21 protein-coding genes are annotated in these 20,499 nt (G+C 50.8%); 16 read left to right on the forward strand and 5 right to left on the reverse strand.

The genetic code is table 11. The features are described 5' to 3' along the window. Positions 1–2 precede the first annotated feature (2 nt). The 3 genes from NSQ24_RS04980 to NSQ24_RS04990 form a co-directional block, all read right to left on the reverse strand. Entirely contained in the window at positions 3–1,235 is a 1,233-nt protein-coding gene (locus tag NSQ24_RS04980; RefSeq protein ID WP_039070008.1) for an MFS transporter, read from the reverse strand. Positions 1,236–1,418: 183 nt separating this feature from the next. Continuing rightward, complete coding sequence (locus tag NSQ24_RS04985) at positions 1,419–1,631, reverse strand: hypothetical protein (protein WP_024985480.1); 213 nt, start codon at positions 1,629–1,631, stop codon at positions 1,419–1,421. Between the two features lie 85 nt (positions 1,632–1,716). Then, positions 1,717–1,839, reverse strand: a complete 123-nt coding sequence (locus tag NSQ24_RS04990; RefSeq protein ID WP_255320373.1) for a hypothetical protein — start codon at positions 1,837–1,839, stop codon at positions 1,717–1,719. A 651-nt stretch (positions 1,840–2,490) separates the two neighbouring features. On the opposite strand from NSQ24_RS04990, the gene NSQ24_RS04995 reads away from it, so the two are divergent. The 15 genes from NSQ24_RS04995 to NSQ24_RS05065 all read left to right on the forward strand — a co-directional run bounded on the left by NSQ24_RS04995 (position 2,491) and on the right by NSQ24_RS05065 (position 18,651). Continuing rightward, entirely contained in the window at positions 2,491–4,014 is a 1,524-nt protein-coding gene (locus NSQ24_RS04995; RefSeq protein ID WP_081924293.1) for an MDR family MFS transporter, read from the forward strand. A gap of 255 nt (positions 4,015–4,269) precedes the next feature. Next, a complete protein-coding gene (metA, locus tag NSQ24_RS05000; RefSeq protein WP_003389257.1) occupies positions 4,270–5,187 on the forward strand; it encodes a homoserine O-succinyltransferase in 918 nt (305 codons plus the stop codon). A 354-nt stretch (positions 5,188–5,541) separates the two neighbouring features. Next, positions 5,542–6,723, forward strand: a complete 1,182-nt coding sequence (locus tag NSQ24_RS05005; protein WP_035980150.1) for an ROK family transcriptional regulator — start codon at positions 5,542–5,544, stop codon at positions 6,721–6,723. Positions 6,724–6,921: 198 nt separating this feature from the next. Then, positions 6,922–8,580, forward strand: a complete 1,659-nt coding sequence (locus NSQ24_RS05010) for a peptide ABC transporter substrate-binding protein (protein WP_122959020.1) — start codon at positions 6,922–6,924, stop codon at positions 8,578–8,580. A gap of 71 nt (positions 8,581–8,651) precedes the next feature. Continuing rightward, positions 8,652–9,587: an ABC transporter permease gene (locus tag NSQ24_RS05015; protein ID WP_024985380.1), complete on the forward strand. Its 936-nt coding sequence runs from the start codon at positions 8,652–8,654 to the stop codon at positions 9,585–9,587. A gap of 4 nt (positions 9,588–9,591) precedes the next feature. Next, entirely contained in the window at positions 9,592–10,521 is a 930-nt protein-coding gene (locus NSQ24_RS05020; RefSeq protein WP_003389253.1) for an ABC transporter permease, read from the forward strand. A gap of 24 nt (positions 10,522–10,545) precedes the next feature. Beyond that, a complete protein-coding gene (locus NSQ24_RS05025) occupies positions 10,546–11,565 on the forward strand; it encodes an ABC transporter ATP-binding protein (protein WP_003389251.1) in 1,020 nt (339 codons plus the stop codon). A 36-nt stretch (positions 11,566–11,601) separates the two neighbouring features. Next, the gene (gene pepV, locus NSQ24_RS05030; protein ID WP_031932110.1) at positions 11,602–13,044 is read left to right on the forward strand and encodes a dipeptidase PepV; all 1,443 of its coding nucleotides are present in this window, start codon (positions 11,602–11,604) and stop codon (positions 13,042–13,044) included. Between the two features lie 322 nt (positions 13,045–13,366). Next, a complete protein-coding gene (locus NSQ24_RS05035; RefSeq protein WP_003389248.1) occupies positions 13,367–13,705 on the forward strand; it encodes a DsrE family protein in 339 nt (112 codons plus the stop codon). 14 nt (positions 13,706–13,719) lie between these two features. Further along, positions 13,720–14,604: a LysR family transcriptional regulator gene (locus NSQ24_RS05040; protein WP_024985382.1), complete on the forward strand. Its 885-nt coding sequence runs from the start codon at positions 13,720–13,722 to the stop codon at positions 14,602–14,604. A gap of 99 nt (positions 14,605–14,703) precedes the next feature. Continuing rightward, on the forward strand, positions 14,704–15,096 hold the full coding sequence (locus NSQ24_RS05045) for a CidA/LrgA family protein (RefSeq protein ID WP_031932111.1): 393 nt from the start codon (positions 14,704–14,706) through the stop codon (positions 15,094–15,096). Beyond that, positions 15,074–15,769 carry an LrgB family protein gene (locus NSQ24_RS05050; protein ID WP_339167362.1) on the forward strand — a complete coding sequence of 232 codons (696 nt, stop codon included), beginning with the start codon at positions 15,074–15,076 and terminating at the stop codon, positions 15,767–15,769. The genes NSQ24_RS05045 and NSQ24_RS05050 overlap by 23 nt, the downstream gene beginning before the upstream one ends. Before the next feature lie 234 nt (positions 15,770–16,003). Next, positions 16,004–16,291, forward strand: a complete 288-nt coding sequence (locus NSQ24_RS05055) for a helix-turn-helix transcriptional regulator (RefSeq protein ID WP_339167363.1) — start codon at positions 16,004–16,006, stop codon at positions 16,289–16,291. Between the two features lie 72 nt (positions 16,292–16,363). Then, positions 16,364–17,578 carry an IS256 family transposase gene (locus tag NSQ24_RS05060; protein WP_338462527.1) on the forward strand — a complete coding sequence of 405 codons (1,215 nt, stop codon included), beginning with the start codon at positions 16,364–16,366 and terminating at the stop codon, positions 17,576–17,578. 350 nt (positions 17,579–17,928) lie between these two features. After that, positions 17,929–18,651 carry a hypothetical protein gene (locus tag NSQ24_RS05065; RefSeq protein ID WP_339167364.1) on the forward strand — a complete coding sequence of 241 codons (723 nt, stop codon included), beginning with the start codon at positions 17,929–17,931 and terminating at the stop codon, positions 18,649–18,651. Positions 18,652–18,738: 87 nt separating this feature from the next. On the opposite strand, the gene NSQ24_RS05070 is transcribed toward NSQ24_RS05065, so the two are convergent. Together NSQ24_RS05070 and NSQ24_RS05075 are read right to left on the reverse strand one after the other, a co-directional pair. After that, positions 18,739–19,623 (reverse strand): IS3 family transposase, encoded by an 885-nt coding sequence (locus NSQ24_RS05070; RefSeq protein ID WP_155808033.1) that lies wholly within the window; start codon positions 19,621–19,623, stop codon positions 18,739–18,741. Continuing rightward, complete coding sequence (locus NSQ24_RS05075) at positions 19,563–19,889, reverse strand: helix-turn-helix domain-containing protein (protein ID WP_024985204.1); 327 nt, start codon at positions 19,887–19,889, stop codon at positions 19,563–19,565. Before NSQ24_RS05075 ends, NSQ24_RS05070 begins: the two co-directional genes overlap by 61 nt. A 238-nt stretch (positions 19,890–20,127) precedes the next feature. Here NSQ24_RS05075 and NSQ24_RS05080 point away from each other — a divergent pair, with 238 nt between their 5' ends. Beyond that, on the forward strand, positions 20,128–20,337 hold the full coding sequence (locus NSQ24_RS05080) for an aspartyl-phosphate phosphatase Spo0E family protein (protein WP_227277798.1): 210 nt from the start codon (positions 20,128–20,130) through the stop codon (positions 20,335–20,337). Positions 20,338–20,499 lie beyond the last annotated feature (162 nt).

Genomic DNA, 20,499 nt, shown 5'->3' on the forward strand with positions numbered 1-20,499 from the left:
ATTCACCCTTTCCGTTTTTTCAAGAGCTTATGGTAGAAAACTAGAACAGGGGTCAACAGAATGGCGCTTGCCACAATAGCCGTCCTGATGGTAAAGCTCGAAGCGATATAGCCGATTACGGGTCCGCCGCTGATTTGCCCGATGGCGTCGACTTGCCCTTTGACGGAAAAGAAGGTCGCACGCGTGGACGAGTCGGGAATGATTTTATTTAACCAGATGTCCTCCAAAGGATGCATCACAGATCGCGTCACCTGGATGATGACGTAGAATGCGATTAAAACAGCGCCAAGCGAAGAGAACGCAAAACCGAGCAATGAGGCGATAATCACGCTGCTCCCGATAAACAGCGATACATAAATCAGGCGCAGATGCTGATGGATCGGGCTTCGACTTACAAAGTGCAGGATCACGTAGGAAATGAGCACGATGATGAGCTGAATGCTGCCAACTACCGCCACGAAACTACCATCCATTACGTCCGATAAATGGGATACGTTCAAAAACTGGGATATCCACAGCCGGTCGAATCCTTCACTATAAAATCCGACAAACAAGGCAATGAGAAATAGGATGCGGATGATCGCGCTTGTTTTCGTAAAATGAATGATCGTATTCATATTCACCTTGATGCTCTGCCAACTCGATTTTCGTTCCTCGCGAGTCGCAGGTTTGAAATTTTCTTCTCTCATGGCAAAACTCAAAAATACAGCAAGCCCAATCATACAACTCCCGCCGATAACGATCGGCAGATTAACCATAAAAAAACCTGTGGCCATACTTAAAGGGATCGCGATGATTTCCCCAAGCCTGTTCGCTTTAGCCCCTTTCATAAAGGCAAGTGAAGCGCGATCCTCCCCTATTTCATCGGCAATCCAGGCTTGTTGCGAGCCGCTTGTACATGTATAGCCGAGCCCCCAAAGGACTTGGCTCAACAGCACGGGTATAAAATGCGGAAAGAGCCCCTCTACCAGAAAGCCAATGCCGATCAACGCATAGCCAATGATGATAGAAAGCTTCCGGCTTTTTAAATCTGAAACAACTCCCGTTGGAATCTCAAAAAGAAAAACGGATAGTTCCAATACCGTTCCAACGAGAACGAGCTGAAACGGATCGAGCTTCACGACTTGTACTTGATAGAGCAGATTCACCGTAAATACAAAGGTGAAAAATAGCTGTGACAGGAAACACGTATAGATGTATACGTGAAATGGATCTCTTGTTTGCAATGGCTTCATTTCTTTCCCTCCCGGCTTGATTATAGAGGGGGAGGAAAATGATTTCTGTTCCAAATTTGCGATCATGGGAGACATTGCCGGGACCGGCTTGGGATGTTTGACAATCTGGTTTTGATTGCGGAGGAATGGCGTGTGAGGGACGCAAACAGGAGGACGAATACGCTCTACATGGCAGGCACAGCATTAATATCTTTTGCCGTTATGTGAAAAAAGCGTCCTGACTTTGGCGTAAACGCGCACGGGCAAGCTCGGAAATACAAAAGCCAGCTCTCCCGGCACGAGAGAAGGAATCTCTTCAGGCGTTTCAATGATATGTTCGATACCAAGCTTTTTCAGTGCGTCCGAATACTGCTTAGCGTCCGCCCAGCTAACGACGAAATAAAGTGATTTTTCCACGGAACAGACTCCTTTTTGCTCTGATGATAGGCTCGTCGTGACAATGAATGAATCCTCCCCCAAAAACAAGGGGAGGATTTGCATGTTAGCCCAAGTAATATTTGGCGGCCAGCAAACCTGCCACCACGAACCCGATGAAGATGACAAATATTTTCAAATCTTTTACGGTTCTCCGAATCATTTCGGCATCTTGTTTTGTATGTTTCATGTTCCGCTTTTCCCCTCTCTGGAATGTAATGCGTTCCAAAAGGGGAGCTGCCCACGAAGATCGACCCGTATCGGATCGGCATTAGCAAGGTCCATTTTAGCAGCGTCTGGATCACAAACAGGAATGTCACGAGCGGGGCGGCGTACGTTTGCTGCAAATTCCGCAACTGGTCCATGAACAGGGAGCCTTGCAGCTTTTGCTTCAAAAACTTGACCGTAAAATGAGGCCGGTAGCTGACAATCTGGACGGCTTCGCTTTTTACGGACGTGTACTTGGCCGTTGCATCGGAAGCAAATGTATCGGCTGGCGAGGGGGTCGCCGGGAACATGCACAAGCAAGCGATGATTATCGCGAGAATCCATTTATATATCAACCATTTTGAGCGGGGGGCCATTTTGTCTCCCTTCTAGCAAAAGATCATTACCCTCTATCATACGCAAAAAAAAGGGTGATTTCCAGATTGGAGCCACGCTGGCCTCATTTGGCAGGACTCTTTCCCGCATGCTTTCGGTGGAGCGTATTTTCAGAGCTTTCGGGCATGCATACCGCCGTCAGCAACATAGCAATCGGTAAGAAATCTGTGCAGGCATTTCAGGCTAGAATAAGGTTCTAAAAACGAAGCGGGAGGGCGGCAACGGTTCAAGAGAGTCCATGAAACAGGGCGCATTTGCCAAGGAGAGGAGAGCGATTGTGGAAAAACGCGAAGTGCAGCATACAGGAGGGACTTTCGGGAGCAGAGGCAATTTTGTCGTGGTCATGGTCATGATTCTGGGCGTGTTCGTAGCCATCTTGAACGAGACCCTGCTCAACGTTGCCTTGTCCAAAATCATGGCCGACATCGGCATTTCACCAAGCAAAGCGCAATGGCTGACGACCGGGTACTTGCTCGTGATCGGAGTCCTCATACCGATTACCGCCTATTTGCTCCAGCGGTTCACGACAAGGAGCCTGTTCCTGTCGGCGATGGGCTTGTTCACAGTGGGAACATTCATCGCGGCGATCTCGCCAGGGTTCGCCTTGCTGGTAACCGGCAGGGTGCTGCAGGCTGCCGGGACTGGACTGTTGTTTCCTTTGCTGACCAATGTAGTATTTGCCATCGTCTCTATTGAAAAAAGAGGCTCAGCGATGGGGACCATCGGGATTGTAATCACCTTTGCCCCTGCGATCGGACCTACGCTGTCCGGCATCATCGTCGAGCATTTCAGTTGGAGGGTGCTTTTTTACGGTGTGCTGCCTATCGCTTTGTTTGTAATTGGCTTTGCCTATGCCAAGCTCAAGAATGTGACAGAGACGACGAATCCCAAAATTGACGTCATCTCGCTTCTTCTCTCGACCTTCGGATTCGGAGGGATTGTGTACGGTTTTAGCAGCGCTGGCGAAAGTCACGGGGGATGGACGGGCAATGGCGTCCTCATTCCGATCGTCACCGGGGCCGTTTCTTTGGGGCTGTTCGTATGGAGACAGCTCGTCATTCCGCAGCCGCTGCTGGATCTGAGGGCGTTTGGATACAAGGTATTCCGCATCTCGACGCTGATCATGATGATCGTCATGATGGCGATGTTCTCGGCGATGATGCTGCTGCCGATTTTTCTGCAAAACGCGCTGGGATACAGTCCGCTGGAAGCGGGTCTGGTCATGCTGCCCGGCGGAGTGGTGATGGGGATCATGTCTCCGATCACCGGACGGTTGTTTGATAAATTCGGCGCGAGGTGGCTGGCGGTCATCGGCTTGGCGCTGATCGGAAATACGCTCTGGCAATTTGCCATCATTACGCTGTCTACCTCTTACGGGATGATCATGCTGTTGAACACGCTGCTCATGCTGGGCATCTCCATGCTGATGATGCCCGTGATGACCAATGCCCTAAATGAACTGCCGCCGCCGCTATACCCCCACGGCACAGCGATTATCGGCACGCTCCAGCAGGTATCGGGTGCGGTCGGGACAGCGCTTCTCGTAACGGTCATGACGAATGGCTCCAAGCGGTTTCTGGAAAGTCCGTCAGGCGCGCAAAATGATGCTACGGGAAAAATCCTGGCTATGCTTGCCGGGATGAAAAGCGCGTTCCTGCTGGCATTCGCGCTGATTGCCGTCGCTTGGGCCTGCTCGCTGTTTCTCAGACGGGCAGCCGCACCGGAAAAAGAGCCAGGCGGGAAGCGAGTATCTGTGCACTGACGGCTGCGGATGTCTGAGTCTGATGAAAAGCGGACGGCGGAGAAATGAAAGCGATAGGGACGTACGCGGAAAAAATGCAAGCCAAAGCGAATGCCTGCCTAAGACAGTACCCCCTGTGGTCCGTTTTCCTGCTATAGTAGAGACAGAACATTTTGAATGCAGGGAAAAGTGAAGCAGGAATCTTAAGTAGTCATGGCGAATTAGTCGGATTATTGTCTGGCGACAGCGTTGTGACGGACTGAAAGGGGGAGAAACATGCCAATCAAATTGCCTGATGAGTTGCCGGCGACAGAGATATTGGAGAATGAAAACATCTTTGTGATGAAGGAGAGCAGGGCGTTTACCCAAGACATTCGCCCGCTGCGCATCGTCATTCTCAACCTGATGCCAGTGAAACAGACTACGGAGACCCAACTGCTCCGCCTTTTGGGGAATACCCCGCTGCAAGTGGAGGTCGTTTTGCTGCACCCGTCCAGCCATACCTCCAAGAACACGCCGGAAGAGCATCTGGCCACCTTCTACAAGACCTTTGAGGAAATCAGGCACGAGAAGTTTGACGGAATGGTTATTACCGGAGCGCCCGTGGAGCAGATGGATTTTTGCGAGGTGAACTACTGGGAGGAGCTGCAGCAAATTCTCGACTGGAAGATGGCCAACGTGACGTCGACACTGCATATTTGCTGGGGCGCACAGGCAGGGCTGTACCATCATTTCGGCGTTCCGAAGCATCCGCTTCCCGAGAAGCTGTTCGGCGTTTTTCCGCACACCTTGAACAAGCAGAATGTGAAGCTGTTCCGCGGGTTTGACAACGTATTCTACATTCCGCACTCCCGTCACACGGAGAATCGGCGGGAGGACATCGAGAAAGTGCCGGAGCTGGAGATATTGTCCGAATCGGAGGAGGCGGGTGTGTACATCGTTGCGACGAAAGACGGCAGGCAAATTTTCGTCACCGGACATTCCGAGTACGATCCGTGCACGCTGCGGGAAGAGTATGAACGTGATGTGAGCAAAGGCCTCGAGATTGCCATTCCCAGAAACTATTTCCCGGGGGATGACCCGAGCCTACCGCCAGTGGTCAGGTGGCGCGCTCATTCCAACCTGCTGTTTTCCAATTGGCTCAACTACTATGTGTATCAGGAAACGCCCTACGATTGGAATTCGATCAAATAAGGCTTGCCAACCATCCGCATTTGCCGGGTGGTTTTTTCTGCGGTCAAGAGAGGAAAAGACGCGGTCGGTCGGCTCAAAATCAAGTATGGGGAGGGATGGCGTGAGAGGCATTTTCAAAAAAATAAAAAGCGTCGCACCATTTGGAAATAACAGTTGACTTCATACAGGATGCCAGATAAACTCATTATTAACACCAATGGAGAAATTAAAAAAGCTATCCGACCGAAATAAAGCAAAAATCGTCTGCTCCTCGTGTTTGATCGGAGTATTATCCATCTTTAATCACACAATTTATAACACTGTTGGATAAATAAACCTTGAAACGCGAATATGTGGAAGAGGAGCATGTCCGTGATGAAAAAAATCGTAAAGCAGGACCAGGACGTCATCAAGCAGCACAACAAGCAGATGATCCTGGACATCATTAAAAAGCAGCGTCCGATTTCCCGGGCCGAACTGGCCAAGATCACCAAAATGAGCGCCACCTCCGTCGGCCGCTTTGTGAGCGAGCTGTGCGAGGAGGGCTTGGTGCAGGAGACGGATTTGACATCCTCGGGTGTCGGACGCAAGGCGGTCCAGCTGGACATCATAGCGGACGCCGTTTATACCGTGGGAGTCGAAATCGAAAAAAAGCGCATCAAATTCGGGATGATGGATTTCAGCGAAACGGTGGTAGAGCATCACCGCGTCGCTCACACGGCATTGGAGTCCTCGCCTGAGGAAACGGCAGCATTGATTGGCCGAGAGATTTCCGGCCTGATCAAGAAATGCAAGATTTCACCCGAGAAAGTCGTAGGCATCGGAATCGGTGTCCCTGGCGTGATCGATTACGAAAAAGGGATTGTCCAGTTTTCCAGTACGCTCGGTTGGAAAAACGTGCCGTTTGCAGCTCTGGTGGAACAAATCCTCGGGATCAAGACGGTGATCGACAACGACCTGAAAGTGAAAATCCTTTCTGAATACTTGTACGGTTCGGCCAAGGGGTCGACGAAGACGACCTTGATCGGGATCGGTACCGGTATCGGTTCGGCACTGATTATCGACGGGGAGATCTTCCGAGGAGGATCGAACAGTGCCGGGGAGCTTGGGCATACGACCCTGGACCCCAACGGCAATTTGTGTGAATGCGGCAAGCGCGGCTGCCTGCAGACCTATGTAGACGAAAACGCCCTCATCACCGAAGCGCGGCGCGTCAAGGAGATCACTGACATCGGCCAAGTGTTCGAAGCGGCGCGTGCCGACGAGCGCTGGGCCAAGGAGATCGTCTCTCGCACAGCCCTGTACATCGGGATTACGATCAACAATATCGTCTGCATGTACAACCCGGATACGGTGATTCTCAGCGGAGACTTGATCGAGAACTACACCGAAATCGTGGATTTGGTTCACGAGCACTGCGAGCAAGTGATCTGGGAGCCGTTCAAGGGAACCTTCCGCATCATCGCTTCGGAGCTGAAGGCAGAAGCCATCGTGATCGGCGCGGGCGCTCTGGCGCTGCAGCACTTCGCCCCGCTGGCCGGAGCCGATTTTGCCTAGGGCAGTCGGTTCCCTAAGGCAGTTGGCTACATGAGGCAGTCGGCCTGTTTCTCTCCTGCTGATCGTCTGGCTTTCTCCGCTTGAGAAAAGAGCCGTGCGATGCTGTTACTCGTGTATGAGACAGCGCTTCGTCATGAAAGTGAAAGCGCCGTCTTTATGCAAATATACTTCTGACACCAAAAATAGGGGGACAGATCAATGAAGAAGAAGTGGTCCACATCCTTGCTATGTCTACTGATGCTGGTCAGCCTCGTCGCCACGGGATGCAACTTCAGCGGCGATAAGGGATCGGGCAGTGCTCCCGGAGGAACAGCACCCGCGGCAGACGGTCAGCAAGCGAAAAAAGAAAGCGTTATCAACCTTTCCTTTGAAAACGAGATTAAAGACCTGAACCAGTTCTCTACCTCGGACAACATTTCGTTCTCCGTGCTGAACAACGTCAGTGAAGGTCTGTACCGCCTCGATGAGAAGCACGAGCCGCAGCCTGCATTGGCAAAAGGCGTGGAAGTCTCTCCAGACGGCTTGACCTATACATTTACCCTGCGTGACGGGATCAAGTGGAGCAACGGCGATCCGATCACCGCAGCCGACTTCAAATTCGCCTGGCTCGGAGCGATGAACCCGCAAACCTCCAAAGGCGGCTATGCTTTCATCCTGTCCGACTACATAAAGGGCGGCGCTGAATACGCATCCGGAAAAGGCAGCGCGGATGCTGTCGCAATCGATGCGAAAGACGACAAGACACTGGTGGTTACGCTGAACCAGCCGACACCGTACTTCCTGCGTCTGACTACCTTCATCCTGTACTTCCCGCTCAACGAGAAGTTTGTAACAGAGAAGGGCGCGGATTACGCACTGAAACCGGAAAACATGCTGTATGCAGGCCCGTACAAGCTGACCTCGTTTGACCCGGCTTCCGGAGCGACGCTCGTGAAAAACGAAAACTACTGGGACAATGCCAATGTAAAAGTGGAAAAAATCAACCTGAAGGTCATCAAGGAGCAAAGCACAGCGCTTAACGCTTACAAGGCAGGCGAGCTCGACCGCGTCATGCTCTCTTCTGCAGACGTTGACACCTTCAAAAACGACCCTGAGTATACGACAGACATCGAGTTCCGTACCAACTACATCCAGTTCAACACCAAAGGGGAAGGCACGTCTAACCTGAACATCCGCAAGGCTCTGCAGCTTGCCTATGATGCGACCATTTTGGAGCAAGTGATCTTAAACAACGGCTCCAAAGCGGCAACCGGCATGATTCCGGTCCAGATGAGCGGTGTCGACCACAAATCGTTCCGCGACCTGCAGGGCGATCTGATCAAGGCCGATGCGGCGAAAGCGAAAGAGTACTGGGAGCAAGGCGTGAAGGAATTGGGCAAAGCGCCGCAATTGAAGCTTCTGGTACCGGATGATTCCCTTTCCAAGGACCTGGGTACCTTCCTGCAAAGCGAATACAAGAAAAACCTCGGGATTGACGTAACGGTTGAAACGAAAACCGTAAAAGCACGCAACCAGCAAATGGACGAAGGCAACTACCAGTTCGGCGTAACCGGATGGGGAGCGGACTACGACGATGCGATGACGTACCTCGACCTGTGGGCGAACCATACGCCTTACCGCGGCAACTACGAAAATCCGAAGTACGATGAGCTGATCGCATCCGCGAAAAAAGAAGTCGATGAAACAAAACGGATCAACATGCTGCTGGAAGCAGAAAAAATCCTCCTGGCCGAAGACGCGGTAGTTTCTCCGCTGTTCTACAGAGGAAACTCCTTCCTGCAAAAGCCGCACGTGAAAAACCTGATTTTCCATCCGTACGGTTCCCCGGTGGAATACAAGTACGCAACTGTGGAATAACAGCTTGACTTGCGGGAAGAAGAGAAGCCCCTTCTCTTCTTCCTTATCTTTCTGCTACAGGAGGTGTACGCATGAAACGATATATCGGCATGCGGCTGGTGTATCTCCTCATCACCCTGTTTGTCATCACGACGGCTACATTTTTTCTGATGAAACAGCTTCCCGGTACGCCGTTTGACGAGGAAAAACTGAACAGACTGCCCGTAGAGGAGCGGCAGCTCTTGTACGCCAGCTACGGTTTGGATCAGCCGGTGTACGTTCAATATGTGCGCTACCTGGCGAACGTCGTTCAAGGCGATTTTGGTACTTCTTTTACCTATAAAAACATGCCCGTCAAAGACATTATCGCAAACCGGATCGGGCCATCCGCCCTGATCGGTCTGCAGGCGGTCGTACTCGGTTTGTCGATCGGCCTGATCTTGGGAATTATCGCAGCCTACCGGCATAATTCCGCCTGGGATTACTTCACGATGTTTATCGCCGTGCTGGGGGTCTCGGTCCCCAACTTCGTTCTGGCAGCACTCTTGCAATACTACGTCGGTCTCAAGTGGGGGCTGTTGCCTGTCGCTTTCTGGGACAGCTACGAAAACTCGATCCTGCCGTCCGTCGCACTCTCCGTGGGCGTAGTCGCGATCATTGCCAGATTTGCCCGCAATGAAATGCTGGAGGTACTGCAGCAGGACTACATTACGACGGCAAAGGCGAAGGGATTGACCAATATGGCAGTAGTCATGCGGCACGCCGTTCGCAACTCGCTGATTCCTGTCGTCACCATTTTAGGTCCGATCGTCGTCAATCTGTTGACCGGATCACTAGTTATCGAAAACATTTTTGGGGTACCCGGCATCGGAAGCCTGTTTGTGGATTCAATCAAAATGAACGACTATTCCACGATCATGGGTATCACCATTTTCTATAGCGCGTTTTACGTGTTCATCATGCTGATCGTCGATATGTTGTACAGCGTGATCGATCCGCGAATCCGTCTGGCTTCGGGAGGGGAGTGAGAACATGCAGCAGCAAGAAAAAGCGAGTCTGGACCATTTATTTCGACCCGCCAGCGTCAGCGCGAAAGAACCGGAAAAAATTTCACGGCCCCCTCTCACAGCCTTTCAGGACAGCTTTCGGAGGCTGCGGAAAAACCGGGCGGCCATCGTCAGTCTGATCATCCTGATCCTTTTGGGGGTGCTGGCCATCATCGGGCCGTGGATGACGTCCTATACGTATTACGATACCGACTACAGTGCAGTGTACAAGGCGCCGAACGCCGATCACTGGCTGGGGACGGACAAGTTCGGCCGCGATCAATGGGCCCGCATCTGGGAAGGCACCCGCATTTCGCTGTTGATCGCTGTGCTGGCAGCGGTGCTTGATCTCGTGATCGGTGTCGCGTACGGAGCCATCTCCGCCCTGATCGGCGGCAGAGTGGACAATGTCATGCAGCGGATCGTCGAGATCATCATCGGGATTCCGAGCCTGATCATCATCATTTTGCTGATGATGGTGATGGAGCCGGGGATCATGACGATCATGCTGGCGATGGTCATTACCGGATGGGTAAACATGGCCCGTCTGGTGCGTGCGCAAATCCTCAAGCTGAAGGAGCAGGAATATGTGCTCGCGGCTCGCTCCCTGGGAGCATCCAATACGCAAATTATTTTGAAGCATTTGATTCCCAACACGATCGGGATTATCGTGATCAATACGATGTTTACGATTCCGTCGGCGATCTTTACCGAGGCGTTTTTGAGCTTTATCGGCCTTGGCCTGCAAGAGCCGATGGCTTCACTGGGCGTGCTGATTCACGACGGATATCAGGCGATCAATACGCAGTACCATTTGCTCCTGTATCCGGCTATCGTGATCATCGCCATCATGGTTACCTTTAACATCCTGGGCGACGGTTTGCGGGACGCGCTTGACCCGAGAATGCGCAAATAGCATCATGACGAGGAGCGAAGCGACATGAACAAACTACTGGAAGTCAGGGATTTGGAAGTGTCCTTCTCGACGTATGTCGGGGAAGTGAAGGCGGTGCGCGGCGTCAGCCTGGAGCTTGACAAGGGAGAGACGCTCGCCATCGTGGGCGAATCCGGCTCAGGCAAGTCCGTCACCTCCAAAAGCCTGATGCGTCTTTTGCCCAGCCCGATGGCACGGATCAAGAACGGAGAAATCCTGTTCGAGGGCAGGGATGTGGCCAAGCTGTCGGAAAAGGAGATGCAGGACATTCGCGGCGCGGAAATCTCGATGATTTTCCAGGACCCGATGACCTCGCTCAATCCGACGATGACCGTCGGGAAGCAGATCGACGAAGTCATTTTGAAGCACCAAAAGGTAAGCAAGGCAGAGGCGGCAAAAAGGTCGGTCGAGCTGCTGGCGCTGGTCGGCATCCCGCAGCCGGAGACGCGGTACAAGCAGTATCCCCACCAGATGTCCGGGGGCATGCGGCAGCGTGTGGTGATCGCCATGGCGCTGGCCTGCAACCCGAAAATTCTGATCGCGGACGAGCCGACGACCGCACTCGACGTTACCATCCAGGCGCAAATTCTCGACCTGATGAGAGATTTGCAGGAAAAGACGGGGACGGCCATCATCCTGATTACCCATGATCTGGGGGTCGTCGCCAACATGGCCTCGCGCGTGGCGGTGATGTACGCGGGAAAAATCGTCGAGGTCGGCACGGTGGACGAAATCTTTTACCAGCCAAAGCACCCGTATACGATGGGACTCTTGGCCTCCATGCCCAAGCTGCACATGCAAGAGGAGCAGTTGATGGCGATTCCGGGTACGCCGCCGGACCTCTTGGACCCGCCGAAGGGCTGCGGATTCGCCTCGCGCTGTCCGTACGCGCTGGAGATCTGCCTGTCGTATCAGCCGGAGCACATGCGCTGCTCGGATACGCATCAGGCGGCTTGCTGGCTTTTGGATGAGCGGGCGCCGAAAATGGATGACACGGTCGGCTGGAGAGAACGAAGCTTGACCTGACAGATAAAGGGAACGAGACGGAAAAGGGTGAAGAGCATGGACTGGATGGATGAGGTACAACGGCGAAAAGAGGAGCTGCTGGAGGATTTGGGCGGCCTTTTGCGCATCCCGAGCACGTACGACCTGTCGACGGCAGGACCGGATCAGCCGATGGGGGCCGAGGTGGCGCGGGCGCTGAGCTATATGCTCGAGCTGTCCAGCCGTGAGGGCTTTCGCGTAAAAAATGAGGCGGGCTACTACGGCTACGCCGAGTACGGCCCGGGAGCGCCAGATGACGACTATATCGCCGTCCTCTGCCATCTGGATGTCGTACCGGCGACCGGAGAATGGACAAGCCCGCCGTATGAGCCGTCCATCCGCGACGGAAAGCTGTATGCGCGCGGCGCTATCGACGACAAGGGACCGACGCTGGCTGCTTTTTACGCGTTGAAAATCGTCAAGGAGTCCGGGCTTGCCCTCAAGCGGAACATCCGCCTCATTTTCGGGACCAATGAAGAAAATCAGTGCCGCTGCATCGAGCACTACAAGGTGATGGAGAAGAAGCCGCTGACCGGCTTTGCGCCCGATGCGGACTTCCCGATCGTCCATGCGGAGAAAGGGCAGATCAACACGAGAGTGGTATTGCGGCAAATAGGGGCAAGCGCCTCGGCAAATGAAAACGACCGATCCGGGCTTTTCCTGGCATCGTTTTTTGCAGGCGGCGTTCCCAATATGGTGCCGGAAGCGGCCCGGGCCAGGGTAGCAGGTCCAGAGGAGAGGCTGGAGGCGCTGGCAGAGGAGTTTCGCTCCTATCTGGCTGCTTGCGGCCGCCCCGGACAGGTGCTGCTGGAAGACGGAGAAGCGAGCTTTCATTTGGAGGGCAAATCAGCCCACGGGATGGAGCCTGACCAAGGGATCAACGCGGGCCTTCTGCTGATTCATTTTCTCAAGGACTATTCGTTCCAGGAGGATGCGCAGCGCTTTTTGGCCTGCACGGATGCCTATCTGTTCGAGGATTGGCGGGGCCGGGCGCTGGGAATCGCCAGCGAGGACGAGATTACCGGTCCGCTGACGATCAACTCGGGGATCATCCAGTACGAGCCGGAGGGCGAGTCTTTCTTCCATATCAACCTCCGCTTCCCCGTCTGCGACGATGACAGCCGCATCCTGCCGCAGATCGAAAAGAGCGTCGGCAAGTACGGCTTCATCGTTGAGCCGCCGATCATCAAAAAGCCGCACCACGTAGACCGCTTGCATCCGGTCATCCAGGTGCTGCAGCGCGTCTATCGTTACGCCACGGGCGAAGAGCCCAAGCTGCTCTCCACCGGGGGAGGCACATATGCCGCCCACATTCCGAACGGCGTCGCTTTCGGACCGCTGTTCCCGGGCAAAGTGTCGCTTGCCCACCAGCCGGATGAGTTTATCGGGCTGGACGATCTCTTCAAGTCCGCCGCGATGTATGCGCGGGCAATGTATGAGTTGGCTAACGAGGATTTGTAAGTTGAGAGGGAATAGGTAAGGTAGTGAATATTGAAACCTTACTACCATATTGAAACGATAACTACCAAATTGAAATTTTTTTGTTATAGTCAACTTGCTGCAACTTTTTTAAGAATTGCATGTGATGCGACTATCTATCCGTAAAATGAGAGACTGTTCCGCGAGTAGAAATTTTCTATTTCGGAGCGGTCTTTTTTACAAGCATGTTAAATTTGTCATGTTCGTTTTCATCAACTGGTCAAAACCAGCCAAAGCATTTCTGATCCACCGCTCATGTATGGTAAGCTGGTAACAACGATACCTGCAAAAGGAGGAACAAACCATGCATAACAAGGTCATCCTGCTCGCTTCCGACCAATTCGGAAAAGGAGAGCCCGAGCTCGGAGAAATCGTGATGGAGACCTTTCTCGTACACGTCAAACAGGCAGAGCAAAAACCGGCCGCCATCTTCTGCATGAACCGCGGCGTCTTCAACCTGACAGAGCAATCGCTCGCCCATCTTCATTTAAAGGAGCTGGAGGAGCAGGGAGTCCCCGTGTACGGATGCAAGACCTGCGTGGAGCATTACGGGGTGGCGGACAAGCTGAAAGCGGGACAGATCGCGGGCATGAACCTCTTTGTCGAGCTGTCCGGCAAGCATGAAGTGTTCACCATCTCCTGATCGGAGCTATTGTCATGGACATCAAGCAGCTTCAGTACTTCGCCGAGGTGGCGAAGCAGAAAAGCTTTACCCGGGCGGCAGAGGTGCTCCATGTCTCGCAGCCGTCCATCAGCAAAATGCTCAAGAGCCTGGAGACGGAACTGGATGTTATCCTGCTCGACCGGACCGAGCGGAAAATCGAATTGACCGATGCCGGACAGCTCGTCTTTGAGTACGCCCAGCGAGTCCTGCAGATCATGGGCGACTTGACGGCTTCCATCGAAGAGCTGCGCCAGGTGGAGCGGGGATTCGTCAAGCTTGGCTTGCTGCCGACGGTAGGTGCGTTTCTGCTGCCGGCGGCTATTGCCGGCTTCAAAAAGCGCTACCCGCATATCGAGCTTGAAATGAGGGAGTACAGCGCGAGGCCATTGGAAGTACAGGTCGAGCAAGGCCATATCGACATCGGCTTGACCGTGCTGCCCGTGGACGAGGGACGCTTCGAGGCAATCCCGCTGCGGTCCGAGGAGATGGTCGCCATCGTGCACCAGGAGCACTGGCTGTACGGGAGAGAGAGCGTCGATCTGAAGGAGCTTGAAGACGAGTCATTCGTCTTGTTTACAGAGGAGTACGCGATGCATGACGTGGTCCGGCAAGCGTGCTTGCGGGCCGGCTTTGAGCCGAAGGTCGCCTACATGAGCTCGCTGTGGGATTTTGTCGGGGAGATGGTCGCCGCGCAGATGGGCATATCCCTCGTACCGCGGTCCGTGGCCGAGCGCCTGAACAAAGGCCGCCTTCACGTCGTCGCCCTTTCCTGGCCGCCCATCGATTGGACGTATGCGCTGATCTGCCGCAAAGATCGTTATTTGTCCCACGCCGCCCGGGCGTTTATCGGATTTGTCCGCGAGCACGCCTATGTATAACTTTTTTGCATAGATTTGATGATGTTTATATATTGTACGAATAGCAAGAGGGCCCCTTACAATGGTGCTATCAGTTAGCTGGCACCGGGGGTGGTCTCGATGAAAAAATGGCTGACGGCATTGCCGCAGATATTGATTTTATTTGTGTTTGCCTGGCTGGGAAAAGCGGCAGCAGCGTTTTTCCAACTGCATATACCTGGCAGCCTGATCGGCCTTGGCCTGCTGTTCGCGGCCCTGCAATCGGGCCTGATCCGCCTGAAATGGGTGGAAGCGGGAGCGGCTTTGCTGCTGTCCGAAATGATTCTGTTCTTTATCCCCTCGATTGCGGGCATTGTCCAATACCCGTGGATGCTGGGTGTAAAAGGGCTTCTCGTTTTGGCCGTGGTCGTCAGCGGAACGGCCTTGGTGATGATCTCCACAGGAGTTCTGGCCCAGCGGCTGTTCCGATGGAGCGGGGTGAGCGAGCAGCGTGATTCTGTGGAAAATCTGTAGCGTTGCTGTTACCCTCGCCTTGTATTGGGGAGCCAAGCGCATCAGCGCCAAAAAGGCGGGTCTGCTCTTTTCTCCGGCCATCCTGGCACCGCTGGGAATCGTCTTGCTCGTTTTGCTGTTCGATCTCCCCTTTGCAAGATACAAAGAAGCGACGTCGTTCTTTGCAGACATGCTCGACGTGGTGACGGTCGCCTTCGCCATCCCGCTCTATCGGAACTGGCCGATACTTGCGGCAAATTGGCGGATGATCGTCGGCAGCCTGGCGCTCGGCTCTCTGTCGGCTGTATTGGCCGGGGTGGTGAGCACCTTCTTCCTCGGATTGGGGAGTGAAGCCGCCGTCAGCGTCATTCCTCGCTCGATTACCATGCCGGTAGCGGTCAATCTATCGAAGGCGTTGGGCGGAGAGCCTGAGCTGACTGCAGCATTTGTCATGCTGACCAGCTTTGCCGGTGTCTTTCTCGGACCGAAAATCATCAAGCGCATGCGGCTCCAGCATCCGCTCGCCGTCGGGCTGATGTACGGGATGGGCGCCCATGCGCTCGGCATGGCAAAAGCGTTCGAGCGCGGTGATGTCGAGGGAAGCAGCGCCACGCTGGCGGTCATCGCCGGGGCGATGATCACGGTTGTTTGGGCGTACGTGTTTTTCCCTGTCGTGCAGTCGTGGTTGTTGTGAGGGATGGAAAAAGATAAGAGTAGTTAAGGATAGAGAGGCAAGGGGAAAGTTCTTGCTGCTCTATCTTTTTATTTTTTAGGATTGGAATGATAGTTTTCATTTCTATACTTTTGCTTTACTGAACTTGGGTAATAAAAGAAACCTTCAATTTACAAAACAAATGCACCAATGTTAATATTTGGGTGAAAACTGACTGTTAGAGAAATGGGAACAGTTTATTGGAAGGTGGCAGTCGTGAAGGAAAGTGTACATACACTTGAATTTGCAACCATCGGAGATGTCCTAAAAAAATATAGAAAACAGTCTAACTTAAGTATTTCACAACTAGCTAGATTGACGGGTGTTCACAAAGGAGTCATTGCAAAGATTGAAAACGGAAGTACCAGGCGTCCGGGATTAAAAATAACAATGCCCTTAGCTAAGGTATTGAATATTCCGACTGATAAGATTGTTGAACTCTATATTGAAATCGATAAACGTCCTGAGGTGTTATTTGGACTGCTTAATGAGGCAATTCGGTGAGTCTGTAAAATATTTTGTGTAAACTCTCAACCTCTAAACTACAATTAGGAGTAGAAAGGTTGGGAGATTTTTATGATGTCAAAAGAGCAGATCAAGCAGTGGATCAAAGAGAAAAACATGAAGTCAGTGGACGACGTACAGTCAGCGTTAAAGGATCTATTCGCAGACACAATCCAAGAAATGCTGGAAGCTGAAATCGAGTCCTCTCTTGGATACGCCAAGCATGACATGAAAAACAAGCGGACAACCAACAGTCGCAATGGGTATAGCAAGAAAACCGTCCGTTCTGAGTACGGGGATGTCGACATCCAAGTCCCTCGGGATCGAGAGGGTGATTTTGAACCAAACATTGTAAAGAAACATCAATCCAATGTTACAGGGATCGAAGATCAAATTCTTGCTCTCTATGCCAAAGGCGTATCCACACGCGATATCCAAGACCATCTGCAGCAGCTCTATGGCATCGAAGTCTCACCAACGCTCATATCAAATGTAACGAATAAGATTGTACCGATGATCAAAGAGTGGCAAAATCGCCCCTTGCAAGCGGTTTATGCTGTTGTTTTCCTTGACGCCATTCACTTTAAGGTAAAACAGGACGGAGCTATCGTCAATAAAGCCGCCTATATGGTCATTGGTATTGACCTTGACGGTCATAAAGATGTGCTTGGGATCTGGATTGGGGAGAATGAATCGGCAAAATTCTGGCTGCATGTCCTCAACGAACTGAAAAATCGTGGAGTCCAGGATATTCTCATTACAAGCGTCGATAATCTTCGTGGCTTTACAGAAGCCATCTCTGCATGTTATCCGAAGACGGAGATTCAGAAATGTGTTATCCATCAAATCCGAAATTCCATCAAGTATGTTTCCTATAAGGATCTCAAAAAGATCACGTCCGAGCTAAAACCCATCTATAAAGCTCCAACGGAGCAAGCCGCGTTGGAAGAGCTTGAGCAGTTTGAACAAACCTGGGGCAGTAAATATCCCTTGATGGTTCGTTCCTGGCGGAATAACTGGGACGAGATTGCCACTTTCTTTAAATATCCTCCAGAGATTCGAAAGCTGATTTATACAACTAACGTGATCGAGAGTTATCATCGACAGCTTCGAAAGGTGACAAAAGGAAAAGCCATGTTTCCCACAGATGATGCCCTTTTGAAGATGTTATATCTCGTAACCATGGATGTTCTACGAAAGTGGACGGGACGAGTTCAGAACTGGGGCCAGATTCTCTTACAGCTATCCGTTTTCTTTGAAGATCGGGTACAGCCGTACATCCGTTAACAAATGAAAGGCTTCATCCCCGAAGGGATTATCTTTCTCTCCACCAACGCGTCAAGGGTTCGCTTCGCCTTTCGCCCTTGACTCTATTGGTTTCGAAAAATGGCCCAATTAGGGGGATGAAACCTTTTCATATATTGGTTGATTGAGTTTACACAAAAATCTTGACAGACCCAATTCGGTTGTTCAATGTTCCACTGGCCGCAAGAGTTGCTCAGCGGATTCTTGAGACACCTTATGAGGAAAGCTATTCCTTAATGGAACGACTGTACAACTTTGTTTCCTCTTTATCAGATCTAAGATTTCAGCTGCCGCTATACCACGTAATTATAAAGTATGCCAGAGAACGTGGAATGCAGCGGTTTCTGGCAAAAGGACTATTGAACAAATACCTGATAGAAAGAGATGATTTCAATCGATTAGAAGAGACCTATAACACCGGAGAAGAAATCTTGCACTATGTTGATTTTTTGAGTAATGAGGAAAAGGTAACCATTTATTACAAAATGGCTTTTCATGCTCATGCTATGAAAAAGTATGAAAAATGTATTGAGTTCGGAAAGATGGGACACGCCGCAGATCTTACACACAATGAGCTAAAAGAGCGAGTAGCCTTGGCAATCTGCAATTCATATATGTTCCTGGGAGATTATAGGGCTTTAGAACAACACCTTGATTTATTTGAAAAGCTAAATTACCGATTTATCATTGAACGGATTAAATTTTTTCGCGGGACTGTTTATTCAAGAACAGGCAAATATGAGGAAGCTATTCCCTTGTTAAGGGAATGTCTGGTTGAGACCACAGAAGTTAACCGGATATTTAGACTCACCGAGTTATTTGATGCACTGTGCAAAGTGAGTGACCTTAATTCGATTAAAAGTTTTCTTGAGGAAGAGGAGAAAAAAATTCAGATTTTCGATAACGACCCCTATCAATATTCTGAGTTAGGGAGATTTTACAAGCTAAAAGGTAATTATTTCATGACGAATGGACTTATTGATGAAGGGATGGAAGCCTATATGCAAAGCATCTATTACTTTGAGAAGATCGGTGCCCTGAAATTAATAATGTAAGCATAGTGTTTCCCTATAAAAAATGGATACCCCTCTCGATTAGTGGTCAAGACCCCATTTAGTGGACAGTAAGAAAAAACCCGACCGTTAGACCGACAGCTGACGTCTGAATTCAACAGGCGTCAGCCTTTTTAATTTTCGTTGTGGTCGACTTTGGTTGTAGAATTGAATATATTCCTCAATTCGCCTTTGTGCCTCATCCACACTTCGGATATCATAAGGGTAGAGCCCTTCCGTTTTGAGATGCGAGAAGAAGCTCTCCATCGAGGCATTATCATAACAGTTGCCTCTCCGAGACATGCTGATTTGGGCGCCAACCTTCGGCAACATGTCGTGGTAAGCGTAGGACGTGTACTGGAATCCCTGATCGCTGTGAACGATCAGTCCAGTCACGTCTTTCGTCTTTTTAAAGGCTTTCTCAAAGGTCCGTAGGACCAACTGATTGTCGTTGCGAACTCCAATGTGGTAAGCCACAATCTCATTATTAAACAAATCCTTAATAGCAGACAGGTAGAGCCACGTATCCGCGACACGATACTGTGTGACATCGGTTACCCATTTTCGATTAGGTGCATCCGCTTTGAAATTCCGCTGCATCACATTCTCAGCGACTCGTCCACCTTCGGTTGAAGCATAGTGACCTCGATATTTGCGGCGTATTCGAGAACGGAGCTTCATTTCTTGCATCAGACGTAGTACCTTCTTATGGTTGACCCATACCCCGTGATCTCGTAAGAGAAACAGCTGGGTTTGTCGATACCCATATTTACCATCATACTTCTTATAAACTACTTTGATGAGGTCTTTCACGGGCTTGTCCCGGTCCGCTTGTTGCCGTTTCAAGTATGCATAGTATCCACTTCTTGAGACTCCAAACAGCTTGCAAAGTTCACTAGTCGTATACTCACCAGCTACTTGCTTGATCGCCTCATACTTATGGGCTGCACCTCCCGCATCCAGATTTTCAAACACTTTTTTAGCATCGAGTTCTCTCGTTTTAGCTTTTTAACATATCGATCTTGATCAACATATTCTTCACGTCTACCTCGTTGATCCATCAACCCAAATTCGCCTAACTGTTTATATTTTTTCATCCATACTTTAAGCCGGTGGCGGTCCGGAATCCCCAGATGCTCCATGATTCGACGGTATGTCCATCCTTCTTCGATATGCAGTCGTATGGCTTCCACCTTTAATTCGTGAGAATAACTTCTAAACGTTTGCCCCTTTTTCACCATAAAAAATGCACCCCTTAAATTTCATCGGATTTACCAGGGGTTTAATCCAATGTCCATTCTAAGGGGTGCACTTCATTAGGAGATGGGGTATTTTTTTATCAATTAGACGAATTTTGTTGAATTTTGTAAAACGTCTATAATTATCCGATTGTTAAATGAATTTTGCGACAGAATTTATAATAAAAACTAAGTATGTCCTAGAACCTATGAGAAGACTCCAATTTTGGGGGAATTGAAATTGGAACAGAATAAACTAATATTCCAAATAGAACAGTTACGAATGCAATTATGCAACCTTGCAAAGGAAAAAGGCATCTCCCATCATTCTGTAATTGAATTAAGTCAAGAACTTGATAACTACATTGTTCAATATGTTCGACAATATGGGGGGAGAAATTCAAAAGCTGGGGAGCAGTCATTATCTCGATCTTCCAGTTTACCGGATTAGATTTCTCTTTCCGTGACTTCTGCCTCTTCAGAATCAAGTTCCCATAGCTCAGAAAATCACGCTAAAAAATAGGAATCAGCTTCTTATTCCTGTATTTGTACATGTCAGGACTCGAGTCTGTCGCTTGACGCACTTCAAAGAAAAGGTCATCGGTTACGCGAA

The organism is Brevibacillus sp. FSL L8-0520, assembly GCF_037963895.1.
In the GTDB taxonomy this organism is placed as follows: domain Bacteria; phylum Bacillota; class Bacilli; order Brevibacillales; family Brevibacillaceae; genus Brevibacillus; species Brevibacillus borstelensis.